Below are 12,726 nucleotides of genomic sequence, written 5' to 3' on the forward strand. Positions count from 1 at the left end.
CGAACAATAAGAGCGAGCTCTTACTCTTCGTCCAGCTCGATGTTGATACCCAGAGAGCGGATTTCCTTCAGCAATACGTTGAAGGATTCGGGCATGCCCGGCTCCATACGGTGGTCGCCATCCACGATGTTCTTATACATCTTGGTACGGCCATTCACATCGTCAGACTTGACGGTCAGCATTTCCTGCAGGGTATATGCCGCACCGTAAGCCTCCAGGGCCCACACTTCCATCTCACCGAAACGCTGACCACCGAACTGAGCCTTACCACCCAGCGGCTGCTGGGTAACCAGGCTGTAAGAACCGGTAGAACGCGCGTGCATCTTGTCGTCGACCAAGTGGTTCAGCTTGAGCATGTACATGTAACCAACGGTTACTTTACGCTCGAAGCGGTTACCGGTACGGCCATCGAACAGATCAATCTGACCGGATTCCGGCAGATCGGCCAGCTTCAGCAGGGCTTTGATTTCGCGCTCTTTGGCACCATCAAACACTGGAGTAGCAACCGGCAGACCCTTACGCAGGTTACCCACCAGGGTACGTACGTCGTCATCAGACAGTTCGGCGATGTTCACTTGCTGGGTGTCCTTCTCGCCCAGGTCATAGACCTGTTGCAGGAAGTTGCGCATCTCGTGCAGCTCACGCTGCTCTTTGACCATGCGATCGATCTTCTCGCCGATACCCTTGGCCGCAAGGCCCAGGTGCACTTCGAGGATCTGACCGATGTTCATACGGGATGGTACGCCCAACGGGTTCAGTACGATGTCGACCGGACGGCCGAACTCGTCATGAGGCATATCCTCGACCGGACAGATCTTGGAGATAACACCCTTGTTACCGTGACGGCCCGCCATCTTGTCACCCGGCTGGATGCGACGCTTGACTGCCAGATAAACCTTGACGATTTTCAGTACGCCCGGTGCCAGATCATCACCCTGGATAATCTTGCGACGCTTGTTCTCGAATTTCTTGTCGAACTCGGCTTTCAGCTCAACGTGCTGTTCAGCAATCTGTTCCAGTTCGGTCTGCTTGCCTTCGTCTTCGATGGCCAGTTCAAACCACTTGGAGCGATCGAGCTTGTTCAGACGATCTTCGCTGTAACCGGCGGCCAGCAGCAGGTTGCGGGAGCGGCCGAAAATGCCGTCTTCCAGGATCTTGAACTCTTCGGTCAAGTCCTTCTTCGCTTCCTTCAGCTGCATCTCTTCGATTTCTTTGGCGCGCTTGTCTTTTTCCACGCCATCGCGGGTAAAGACTTGCACGTCAACCACGGTACCGTACACACCGTTCGGCACACGCAGGGAGGAGTCCTTCACATCGGACGCCTTCTCACCGAAGATGGCGCGCAGCAGCTTCTCTTCCGGCGTCAGCTGGGTTTCACCTTTCGGGGTTACCTTACCGACCAGAATGTCGCCGCCCTTCACTTCGGCACCCACGTAGACGATACCGGACTCGTCCAGCTTGGACAGAGCGGCTTCACCCACGTTCGGGATGTCAGCAGTGATCTCTTCCGGACCCAGCTTGGTGTCACGGGAGATACAGGCCAGTTCCTGGATATGGATGGTGGTCAGGCGATCTTCCTGAACAACACGCTCGTTCACCAGGATCGAGTCTTCGAAGTTGTAACCGTTCCACGGCATGAACGCGACGCGCATGTTCTGACCCAGCGCCAGTTCACCCAGATCGGTGGACGGGCCGTCAGCCAGTACGTCGCCAGCCATGACCGGCTCACCCAACATCACGCAAGGACGCTGGTTGATACAGGTGTTCTGGTTGGAACGGGTGTATTTGGTCAGGTTGTAGATGTCGATACCGGCTTCGCCTGGCATCAGCTCATCTTCATTGACCTTCAGGACGATACGGGAGGCATCGACATAGTCGATTACGCCGCCACGCTTGGCCACTACGGTTACACCGGAGTCAACGGCCACAGCGCGTTCCATACCGGTACCTACCAGCGGCTTGTCAGCACGCAGAGTCGGTACAGCCTGACGTTGCATGTTTGAACCCATCAATGCGCGGTTCGCGTCATCGTGTTCCAGGAACGGGATCAGAGCCGCTGCCACAGATACGATCTGCTGCGGGCTCACGTCCATATACTGGATCTGGTCGGCGTTCATAAAGGTGGATTCACCTTTGTGACGGCACGGGATCAATTCATCTTTCAGACGGCCATCTTCGGTGGTCGCGGCGTTAGCCTGTGCGATCACGTACTTGCCTTCTTCAATAGCAGACAGGTAGTCCACTTCGTCGGTGATCACACCGTCAATGACCTTGCGGTACGGGGTCTCGAGGAAACCGTACTCGTTGGTACGAGAGTACACGGACAGAGAGTTGATCAGACCGATGTTCGGACCTTCAGGAGTCTCGATAGGGCACAGACGACCGTAGTGAGTCGGGTGTACGTCTCGGACTTCAAAGCCGGCACGCTCACGAGTCAAACCGCCCGGGCCCAGCGCGGAGATACGACGCTTGTGGGTCACTTCGGAGAGCGGGTTGTTCTGGTCCATAAACTGGGACAGCTGGCTGGAACCAAAGAACTCTTTGACTGCGGCGGAGATCGGCTTGGCGTTGATCAGATCCTGCGGCATCAGGGTGTCCAGGTCGCCCAGGGAGAGACGCTCCTTGACCGCACGCTCGACACGCACCAGACCGACGCGGAACTGGTTTTCAGCCATTTCACCGACAGAGCGGATACGACGGTTACCCAGGTGGTCGATATCGTCCACTTCGTCGTTACCGTTACGGATGTCGATCAGGCGCTTCATCACATCGACGATGTCGTCTTTGGTCAGTACACCTGCACCAGTCTCGTCTTCACGACCCAGACGGCGGTTGAACTTCATCCGACCTACGGTAGACAGGTCGTAACGCTCGGCGGAGAAGAACAGGTTTTCGAACAGCTGTTCTGCAGCTTCGCGAGTAGGCGGCTCGCCCGGACGCATCATGCGATAGATCTCGACCAGCGCTTCCAAACGGTTGGAGCTGGAGTCGACACGCAGGGTCTCGGACATGTAGGCACCGTGATCCAGTTCGTTGGTGAACAGAACCTCGAAATGCTTGAAGCCGGCTTGGGACAGGTTGGCAATCGCTTCCAGGCTCAGCGCCTGGTTGGCGGTCACGACCATCTCGCCAGTTTGCGGATGTGCGTAGTCCTTGGCAGCAACTTTGCCAACAACATACTCAACCGGTACTTCAATCTGGGTAACGGCGTCTTTTTCCAACTGACGGATGTGACGCGCAGTCACACGACGACCGGTCTCAACCACCACGGCGCCATTGGCCACGATGTCAAAGGTCGCAGTTTCACCACGCAGACGCTCCGGCACCAGATCCATCATCAACTTGCCATCTTTTACTTCAAAACCGATGGTCTCGAAGAAGGTGGCCAGGATTTGTTCGGAAGTGAAGTCCAGGGCGCGCAGAATAATGGATGCTGGCAGTTTGCGACGACGGTCGATACGGACAAACAGGTTGTCTTTCGCATCGAACTCGAAGTCCAGCCAGGAGCCACGGTAGGGGATAACGCGAGCGTTATACAGTACCTTACCGGATGAATGAGTTTTGCCTTTATCGTGGTCGAAGAAGACGCCCGGGCTGCGGTGCAGCTGGGAGACGATAACCCGCTCGGTACCATTGATAACAAAGGTGCCGTTCTCGGTCATGAGCGGAATTTCGCCCATGTATACTTCTTGTTCCTTGATGTCTTTGACGGTGCCGGCAGCTGCTTCACGGTCGTACAGAACCATACGAAGCTTGACACGCAGCGGCGCGGAGTAGGTCACTCCACGGATCTGGCATTCTTTTACGTCAAATACCGGCTCACCCAGGCGATAGCTGACATACTGAAGCTCAGCACTACCGGAGTAACTGGTGATCGGGAAAACGCTACGGAAAGCGGCCTCTAGGCCATATTCACCTTCCGGGTCAGCCTCGATGAACTGCTTGAAGGAGTCCAGCTGAATGGACAACAGATAAGGCGTGTCCAGTACCTGGTCTCGCTTACCGAAGTCCTTACGAATGCGTTTTTTTTCGGTATAAGAGTAAACCATAGGGTTCCTCAGCTCGCTGATAAGTGACCCACTCTGTCCCGCGGGACAGCTCTGTCTCAACACCGTTTTGTGTTGGCCCGGACGAAAGAAGACAGTCCGGATTGCTGGTGCACCGAGAGTCGTAAACGGTGTGAAATGCTCTCAGTCTACAGCGCAAAAAGGCTGGTGAACAAAAATTCACCAGCCCTAGCCTGTTTTATCAGGCTAATCTACATAAATGCAGATTATTTGATCTCAACAGAAGCACCGGCAGCTTCCAGCTCTTTCTTCAGAGCTTCAGCTTCGTCCTTGGACACGCCTTCCTTCAGGTTAGCCGGAGCAGCTTCTACCAGATCTTTGGCTTCTTTCAGGCCCAGACCGGTAGCGCCACGAACGGCTTTGATAACGGCAACTTTGTTGGCGCCAGCAGCAGTCAGAACTACGTCGAACTCGGTCTTCTCTTCTACTGCTTCAGCAGCAGCCGGGCCAGCCATTACGGCAGCAGCGGCGGAAACACCGAACTTCTCTTCCATAGCTTCGATCAGCTCAACAACTTCCATTACGGACATGGAAGCAACGGCTTCGATGATTTGGTCTTTAGTGATAGACATGACAAAAATTCCTGATGTTGAATAAACTCAAACAGCCTAAATAGGCGAGAATCAAGCAGCAGCTTGTTTCTGGTCGCGAACAGCAGCGATAGTACGAACCAGCTTGCCAGCAGAGGCTTCTTTCATAGTCGCCATCAACTTCGCAATTGCTTCTTCGTAAGTCGGCAGCGTGGCCAGACGATCAATTTGTGCTGCGGCGATAAACTCACCGTTAAAAGCGCCAGCCTTGATTTCGAACTTTTGGTTCGCTTTGGCAAACTCTTTGAACAGACGAGCAGCAGCGCCCGGGTGTTCGTTAGAGAAAGCAATCAAGGTAGGACCGGTAAATGCGTCGTTCAGGCACTCGTATTCGGTACCTTCTACCGCGCGACGCAGCAGGGTGTTACGCACAACGCGCATGTACACACCGGCTTCACGAGCGGTTTTACGCAGGACGGTCATCTTGTCTACAGTTACACCGCGAGAATCGGCAACAACTGCAGAAAGAGCGCCTTTGGCAGCTTCGTTGACTTCAGCAACAATTGCCTTTTTGTCTTCGAGTCCCAATGCCATTGGCTTAACTCCTGGATTGAATCCGGGTCTATTGACCCAGTACTGACACATCCCCCCTACCTTTACAACAGAGGGGAACGATGCGGTAGCAGGATTCCAGAAGAGAAAGAATCTTTCTCGCTGGGTTTCCGGCACCGTCTACGCAGGAAACATTAAGGCTTTGCAGCCTCCTGCGGTCTTGGACGGAGGTCGAAACCCCCAACCAATCAAGGCGCAAAATTATAGATTAAATTTTGCGCCTTGTAAAACCCATCAATTAGGCCTGAGCTTCCAGAGAAGCTTGGTCTACGGCAACACCTGCACCCATGGTGGTGGAGATGCTGACTTTCTTGATGAATTGACCTTTGGCGGAAGAGGGCTTGCCTTTTTTCAGGGCAACCAGCAGAGCTTCCAAGTTTTCTTTCAGCTGAACTTCGTTGAAAGAAACCTTACCCAGAGTGGTATGGATGATACCATTCTTGTCGTTACGGTAACGAACCTGACCGGCCTTGGCGTTCTTGACAGCTTCGGCAACGTTAGGAGTTACAGTACCAACTTTCGGGTTCGGCATCAGGCCGCGCGGGCCCAGGATTTGACCCAGTTGACCAACAACGCGCATGGCATCCGGGGATGCGATAACTACGTCGAAGTTCATCTCGCCTTTCTTAACCAGATCGGCCAGGTCATCCATACCTACCAGGTCAGCACCGGCAGCTTTTGCTGCTTCGGCGTTGGCACCTTGAGTAAATACGGCAACGCGTACATCACGACCGGTACCGTGCGGCAGTACAGTAGCACCACGTACGTTCTGGTCAGATTTACGAGCGTCGATACCCAGGTTGACAGCAACGTCAACGCTTTCAACGAACTTGGCGGTAGCCAGTTCTTTCAGCAGGGCAATGGCTTCGTTGATGGAGTACTCTTTGGTACCGTCAACTTTTTCGCGAATAACGCGCATACGCTTGGAAAGTTTAGCCATTGTCTTAATCCTCCACTACCAGACCCATGGAACGAGCGGAGCCTGCGATGCAACGTACTTTTGCATCCAGATCGGCACCAGTCATATCCGGCTCTTTGGTCTTGGCGATTTCTTGCAGCTGGGCAACGGTCACCTTACCAACCTTGTCTTTGTTCGGCTTGGAAGAACCAGACTTGATGCCAGCAGCTTTCTTCAGCAGGAAGGAAGCAGGCGGAGTCTTGGTTTCGAAGGTGAAGGAACGGTCGCTGTAAACGGTGATCACGACCGGAGTCGGTGAACCTTTTTCCAGCTTCTCTGTACGAGCGTTGAACGCCTTACAGAATTCCATGATGTTAACACCGTGTTGACCCAGTGCAGGACCAACGGGAGGAGACGGGTTGGCTGCACCAGCAGCAACCTGCAGCTTGATATAAGCTGTGACTTTCTTAGCCATTAGGAAAATACCTCAAAAATGGGTTCTAGCGCCTCGGAGACTTGCTCCTGCAAACGGCTCCCCAACTAATAAAGGGGCAGCGAATTATAGAGATATTCGCTGCCCCTGACAACCGTTAAACGTACAGAATTCAATCAGCCTTTTTCGACCTGACCAAAATCCAGTTCAACAGGAGTAGAACGACCGAAGATCAGTACAGAGACCTTCACGCGGCTCTTCTCATAATCTACCTCTTCAACGGTACCGTTGAAGTCGGCAAAAGGACCATCGGCAACCCGCACCATTTCACCCGGTTCAAACAGGGTTTTCGGACGCGGCTTGTCGTGGGCATCCTGCAGACGGTTCAGGATGGCATCGGCCTCTTTGTCGGAGATCGGTGCCGGACGGTCGGAAGTACCGCCGATGAAGCCCATGACGCGCGGTACGTTACGCACCAGGTGCCATGTGGTTTCATCCATGATCATCTGGACCAGGACATAACCCGGGAAAAACTTGCGCTCACTCTTGCGCTTCTGGCCAGCACGCATCTCGACCACTTCTTCGGTCGGGACCAGTACTTCACCGAACATGTCTTCCATGCCATGCATCTTGATATGTTCACGCAGGGACTTGGCTACACGGCCTTCATAGCCGGAAAAAGCCTGCACGACATACCATCTCATACGTTGTTCACGTTGTTCAGTCATGGCTTATCCTTACACACCGGTAATCAGGTTGACCAACCAGACCAAGGCACCGTCCAGAACGAACAGCAGCAGCCCCATCACGGCGGTCACCGCCAGCACAATCAGGGTTGTCTGAATGGCTTCCTGACGGGTCGGCCATACGACCTTGCGGACTTCCAGGCGAGACTCACGGGCGAATGCCAGTGTTGCCTTTCCCTTGGTGGTTTGCAGGGCTACTGCACCAGCAGCAGCAATGACAACGACCACACCCAAGGCGCGGACGGCAGCGACAACATCGTTGAGCAGGTAATTACCCACTACAGCGGCCGCCAGGATAATGAAAACCAGGCCCCAAAGCAGGGTATCCTTGCTTCCGCCCTGGCTCTCAGAACTAACACTCATACAACCCACCTGTATCTGACGTAACCAAAGACACAAAAGCCCCGTACGAGACGAGGTATATGGCAGGGGCGGCAGGACTCGAACCCGCAACCATCGGTTTTGGAGACCGCTGTTCTACCAATTCGAACTACGCCCCTACACAAGAAAGCCCCTATTATAGGGGCTTTGCTTTATTTATGTAAGCCAAAGATTAAGCGATAACTTTAGCTACAACACCAGCACCTACGGTACGGCCACCTTCACGGATAGCGAAACGCAGGCCGTCGTCCATCGCGATCGGCGCAATCAGGGTAACAACCATCTTGATGTTGTCGCCCGGCATTACCATCTCTACGCCTTCCGGCAGTTCGATGGTACCGGTCACGTCGGTAGTACGGAAGTAGAACTGCGGACGGTAGCCTTTGAAGAACGGGGTATGACGACCACCTTCTTCTTTGGACAGCACGTACACTTCAGATTCAAACTTGGTGTGCGGCTTGATGGTGCCCGGCTTGGCCAGTACCTGACCACGCTCAACTTCTTCACGCTTCACGCCACGCAGCAGGGCGCCGATGTTCTCGCCTGCACGACCTTCGTCCAGCAGCTTGCGGAACATTTCAACACCGGTACAGGTGGTAGAAACGGTATCTTTGATACCAACGATTTCTACGGTCTCACCTACTTTAACGATACCGCGCTCTACACGACCGGTAACTACAGTACCACGGCCAGCGATAGAGAATACGTCTTCGATCGGCATCAGGAACGGCTGGTCAATCGCACGCTCCGGCTCCGGAATGTAGCTGTCTAGGTGGCCAGCCAGTTCCAGGATCTTCTCTTCCCACTGAGCTTCGCCTTCCAGCGCTTTCAGTGCAGAACCGCGAACTACCGGCAGGTCATCACCCGGGAAGTCGTACTCGGACAGCAGTTCACGAACTTCCATCTCGACCAGTTCCAGCAGCTCTTCGTCATCTACCATGTCACACTTGTTCATGAACACGATGATGTACGGAACGCCTACCTGACGACCCAGCAGGATGTGCTCACGAGTCTGCGGCATCGGGCCGTCAGTCGCTGCTACTACCAGGATCGCGCCGTCCATCTGGGCAGCACCGGTGATCATGTTTTTAACGTAGTCGGCGTGACCCGGGCAATCTACGTGGGCGTAGTGACGGGTAGCGGTGTCGTATTCTACGTGGGAGGTGTTGATGGTGATACCACGCTCACGCTCTTCCGGTGCCTTGTCGATCTGGTCGAAGGCGAAAGCTTTACCACCGAAGTGCTTGGCCAGCACGTTGGTGATAGCTGCAGTCAGGGTGGTTTTACCGTGGTCAACGTGGCCGATGGTACCCACGTTAACGTGCGGTTTATTACGCTCAAATTTTTCTTTAGACATGATCGTCCCTCTAAACTAACGCTGAGTACGCGGTGGCAAGCTAACCACAGAACAGTTTATATGATGGATTTGAATCTGGTGGGAAAGAGAGAGGTACTGATGGCTGGTTCGCTTGCCGAACTCACCCTAGGGTGCGGCTCTGCTAACGCCTGAGCCATATCAGCATCTTGGAGCGGGCAGCGGGAATCGAACCCGCATCATCAGCTTGGAAGGCTGAGGTAATAGCCATTATACGATGCCCGCATTTCTCTAACCCAAAGAACTCAAACCGCAGAGAAATATGGTGGAGGGAGAAGGATTCGAACCTTCGAAGGCAGAGCCGTCAGATTTACAGTCTGATCCCTTTGGCCGCTCGGGAACCCCTCCAGACGCCAGATTGTCACAACGGTAATTCTGCTTGCACCCGTTGTGTTTATCGCTTTTGCACGGCAAATAGACGACAGACAGTCAAGCGTCGCGCATTTTATTGTAAGGTTTTGGGGGATGCAACCATTGAACCCGGCAAAATATGCTTTATTGCTGGGAAGTTTGCAAAAAAGCGGGGGCAAACAAGCCAATCCTGCTGCGTCCCTTGTCGCTCCCCCACCCTTGGTGTATGGTCGCCGTGCCCAAGAAACAGTGATGACACCATGACGACAGAGCATAACCCCTATCTGCAATTCACCCGCGAACAATGGGCGTTATTGCGCGATTCGGTCCCCCTGACCCTGACCGAACACGATCTGCAGACCCTGCGCGGGATCAACGAGAAGGTGTCATTGCGGGAAGTGGAAGAGATCTATCTGCCTCTCTCCCGCCTGCTCAATCTCTATGTCAAAGCCAAACAGCGTCGCAGCCGGGTGCTGGAGCAGTTTCTCGGCCAGTCCCGCGGCAAGGGCACCTATATCATCAGCATTGCCGGCAGTGTGGCCGGGGGCAAAAGCACCACGGCCCGTATTCTGCAGGCCCTGCTGGAGCGCTGGCCGGAACACCCGCGGGTGGAGCTGGTCACCACCGACGGCTTCCTCTACCCCAACAAGGTACTGGAAGAGCGCGGCCTGATGCGCCGCAAGGGATTCCCGGAATCCTACGATATCCGCCATCTGGTGGAATTTGTCGCCAATATCCGCGCCGGTCACGAGAAGGTCGAAGCGCCGGTTTACTCCCACCTTATCTACGACATCATTCCCGATGAGAAGAAGGTGGTGGAGCAGCCGGACATCCTGATCCTGGAAGGGCTCAATGTACTGCAAAGCGGCATGGACTACCCTCAGGAGCCCCATCGGGTCTTCGTGTCGGACTTCGTCGACTTCTCCATCTATGTGGATGCCGATGCCGAACTGCTGCGCACCTGGTATATCGAACGCTTCCTGAAATTCCGCAGCGGCGCCTTCTCGGATCCCGACTCCTACTTCCATAACTACGCCAAACTGGCGGAGAGTGAGGCGACCCAGATCGCGAGCAACATCTGGCAAGATATCAACTATCTGAATTTGCAAGAAAATATCCTACCAACGCGTGAGCGAGCCAACCTGATCATGACCAAGGGCCATGAGCACGCCATCGAGCAGATCAAACTGCGCAAATGATGACAGCCATTGCCGGATAACGAAGAGGGGGCCCGCAGGCCCCCTCTTCAGTTTGGCATCATGAGCGGCCTTGCTGACCCTCAATCACCCCGGCGCAGGGAGAGTTCGCCACCCAGATAGAACTTGGTGCCCTCCTCCGTCTCCAGCCGCAGGGCGCCGCGATCGTCGATGCCACGGGCGATGCCGCGGATTTCCTGATCTCCCATCAGCAGGCGCACCGGGCGACCGGCAAAGTGATCGAGCCGGTTCCACTCATCGACAAAGCTTGCCAATCCCTGTTGCTCAAAGGTGTGCAGCGCCCGCTGCAGATGGACGATCATCCGGGCCGCCAACTGATTGCGATCGACCAGCTCGGGATTGATGTGGCGCAGCTCGGCCCAGGCCTGATCGATCTTCTCCCCTTCGCGGGCAGGCATCGCCAGATTGAGGCCGATGCCGATCACCAGATGACAGCTGGCCCCGGCGCTACCACTCATCTCTACCAGAATGCCCGCCAGCTTGCGGCCCTGATAGTAGAGGTCGTTCGGCCACTTGAGCTCGACCCCCTGATAACCAAGGGACTCCAGCGCTTCAACCACTGCCACGCCGACCGCCAGACTCAGCCCCATGGCCGCCGCCATCCCTTGTTCGAGTCGCCAGTACATGCTGAGGATCAGCTGGCAACCGAACGGCGAAATCCAGGGTTTGCCACGACGCCCGCGCCCGGCTGTCTGACACTCGGCCAGACAGCTCTCGCCGGAGCGCAGCTCATTGACCCGATCCAGCAGGTGTTGATTGGTCGAGCCAATTACAGGAAAACAGTGCACCGGCGCCATCGGGGCCAGTGCCTGCAAGGTAGCCTGATCATAGAGCGCCATCGGCACCGCCAGCCGGTAGCCCTTGCCGGTCAGGCTAAAGAGATCCAGCCCCAGCTCCTTGAGCGCCGCCATGTGTTTGCTTACCGCAGCCCGGCTGATGCCGAGCTGCTCGCCCAGCTGTTCGCCGGAGTGAAACTGGCCGTCGCTAAGCAAGGTGATCAGGGTCTGTCTGATGGGAGTCAACGTCATGAAAGCACCTCGTCGAGCCAGGTTTCACCGTGCGCGCCCATAAAGCGCACCTCATGCTCCAGTGCCACTCCAAACTTTTGTTCCACGCTATCGCGGACATGGGCCGCCAGCGCGATCAGCTCCATGGCACTGGCGCCCCCCAGATTGACCAGCACCAGCGCCTGCTCCTGATGAACGGTGGCACGGCCAATGGCGAAACCTTTCAGACCGCACTGATCGATGAGCCAGCCCGCCGCCAGCTTGGCCAGCCCTTCTCCGGCCGGATAGCAGGGCATCTGCGGGTAGCGCGACTTGAGCGACTCCGCCAGCGCGGCAGGCACCACCGGATTTTTGAAGAAGCTGCCCGCATTGCCGAGCACCGCAGGGTCCGGCAGCTTTGCCATGCGGGTGGCACAGACGGTATCGAAGATGGCCTGCGCCGAAGGCGCGTCACCGAGCGCCGCCAGTGGGCCATAGCCCAGCACAGGTTGCCACGCCTTGGGCAGTTTGAGCCCGACGGCAGTGATCAGGTGGGAATCCTGATACTCGTGTTTGAAGATACTGTCGCGATAACCGAAGCGGCACTCTGCCGCCGCGATCCGTTCAATCTCGCCACTCTGCCAGTTGAACGCCTCGACATAGGAACAGAAGTCGGCCAGCTCAACGCCATAGGCACCGATGTTCTGCACCGGCGCTGCACCGACCGTGCCGGGAATGAGCGCCAGATTCTCCAGCCCGAACCAGCCCTGTTGCAAGGTATGGCGCACCAGCTGATGCCAATCTTCACCGGCCGCCACATGGAGCAACCAGTGATCGCCACCATCTTCAGCGGTAATCCCCTTGAGCCGGTTGAGCACCACCAGGCCGAGAAAATCCGTGGTGAAGAGCATGTTGCTGCCGCCGCCCAGATTGAGGCGTGGCAACGGGTTGAGCTGTGGATCGGCACGCAGGGTTGCCAGATCGGCAACCTGCTCCACCTCGGCCAGCCAGAGGCAGTACGCATCGAGGGCAAGGGTGTTGAGCTTCAACAAGGAGGCGTTGGCATTCAGTTTCATCGGTCTATCCCGGCTTGGTGCAAGGGCGCAGTCTACCTCAAGTTGCCCCATGAC

At 55.7% G+C, this 12,726-nt stretch carries 11 protein-coding genes and 3 tRNA genes; 1 reads left to right on the plus strand and 13 read right to left on the minus strand.

Going from position 1 to position 12,726, the window contains the following annotated elements; all coding sequences use genetic code 11:
- Positions 1 to 20: 20 nt before the first annotated feature.
- The 11 genes from rpoB to ACTG2G_RS09505 form a co-directional block, all read right to left on the minus strand.
- A complete protein-coding gene (gene rpoB, locus ACTG2G_RS09455) occupies positions 21 to 4,049 on the minus strand; it encodes a DNA-directed RNA polymerase subunit beta (protein WP_005339897.1) in 4,029 nt (1,342 codons plus the stop codon).
- Between the two features lie 224 nt (positions 4,050 to 4,273).
- Positions 4,274 to 4,639, minus strand: a complete 366-nt coding sequence (gene rplL / locus ACTG2G_RS09460; RefSeq protein ID WP_005306304.1) for a 50S ribosomal protein L7/L12 — start codon at positions 4,637 to 4,639, stop codon at positions 4,274 to 4,276.
- A 51-nt stretch (positions 4,640 to 4,690) separates the two neighbouring features.
- Positions 4,691 to 5,191: a 50S ribosomal protein L10 gene (gene rplJ / locus ACTG2G_RS09465; RefSeq protein WP_005339895.1), complete on the minus strand. Its 501-nt coding sequence runs from the start codon at positions 5,189 to 5,191 to the stop codon at positions 4,691 to 4,693.
- Between the two features lie 256 nt (positions 5,192 to 5,447).
- Positions 5,448 to 6,149, minus strand: a complete 702-nt coding sequence (rplA, locus tag ACTG2G_RS09470) for a 50S ribosomal protein L1 (protein WP_005339888.1) — start codon at positions 6,147 to 6,149, stop codon at positions 5,448 to 5,450.
- A 4-nt stretch (positions 6,150 to 6,153) separates the two neighbouring features.
- Positions 6,154 to 6,582, minus strand: a complete 429-nt coding sequence (rplK, locus tag ACTG2G_RS09475; RefSeq protein ID WP_005339887.1) for a 50S ribosomal protein L11 — start codon at positions 6,580 to 6,582, stop codon at positions 6,154 to 6,156.
- A 134-nt stretch (positions 6,583 to 6,716) separates the two neighbouring features.
- Positions 6,717 to 7,268 carry a transcription termination/antitermination protein NusG gene (nusG, locus tag ACTG2G_RS09480; RefSeq protein WP_005306318.1) on the minus strand — a complete coding sequence of 184 codons (552 nt, stop codon included), beginning with the start codon at positions 7,266 to 7,268 and terminating at the stop codon, positions 6,717 to 6,719.
- Positions 7,269 to 7,277: 9 nt separating this feature from the next.
- A complete protein-coding gene (secE, locus tag ACTG2G_RS09485; RefSeq protein WP_005306322.1) occupies positions 7,278 to 7,649 on the minus strand; it encodes a preprotein translocase subunit SecE in 372 nt (123 codons plus the stop codon).
- 60 nt (positions 7,650 to 7,709) lie between these two features.
- Positions 7,710 to 7,786: transfer RNA gene (locus ACTG2G_RS09490), tRNA-Trp, on the minus strand.
- A 53-nt stretch (positions 7,787 to 7,839) separates the two neighbouring features.
- Complete coding sequence (gene tuf / locus ACTG2G_RS09495) at positions 7,840 to 9,024, minus strand: elongation factor Tu (protein ID WP_005341825.1); 1,185 nt, start codon at positions 9,022 to 9,024, stop codon at positions 7,840 to 7,842.
- A gap of 168 nt (positions 9,025 to 9,192) precedes the next feature.
- Positions 9,193 to 9,267, minus strand: a tRNA-Gly gene (locus ACTG2G_RS09500).
- 38 nt (positions 9,268 to 9,305) lie between these two features.
- Positions 9,306 to 9,390, minus strand: a tRNA-Tyr gene (locus tag ACTG2G_RS09505).
- A gap of 263 nt (positions 9,391 to 9,653) precedes the next feature.
- On the opposite strand from ACTG2G_RS09505, the gene coaA reads away from it, so the two are divergent.
- Positions 9,654 to 10,592, plus strand: a complete 939-nt coding sequence (gene coaA / locus ACTG2G_RS09510; protein WP_005339877.1) for a type I pantothenate kinase — start codon at positions 9,654 to 9,656, stop codon at positions 10,590 to 10,592.
- Between the two features lie 80 nt (positions 10,593 to 10,672).
- Here the strand turns inward: coaA and birA are convergent, their stop codons facing one another.
- Entirely contained in the window at positions 10,673 to 11,638 is a 966-nt protein-coding gene (gene birA / locus ACTG2G_RS09515; RefSeq protein ID WP_245097273.1) for a bifunctional biotin--[acetyl-CoA-carboxylase] ligase/biotin operon repressor BirA, read from the minus strand.
- Positions 11,635 to 12,672 carry a UDP-N-acetylmuramate dehydrogenase gene (gene murB, locus ACTG2G_RS09520; RefSeq protein ID WP_158113535.1) on the minus strand — a complete coding sequence of 346 codons (1,038 nt, stop codon included), beginning with the start codon at positions 12,670 to 12,672 and terminating at the stop codon, positions 11,635 to 11,637. Before murB ends, birA begins: the two co-directional genes overlap by 4 nt.
- Between the last annotated feature and the right edge of the window lie 54 nt (positions 12,673 to 12,726).

It is taken from the genome of Aeromonas sp. 55A, assembly GCF_051919665.1.
Classification (GTDB): domain Bacteria; phylum Pseudomonadota; class Gammaproteobacteria; order Enterobacterales; family Aeromonadaceae; genus Aeromonas; species Aeromonas veronii.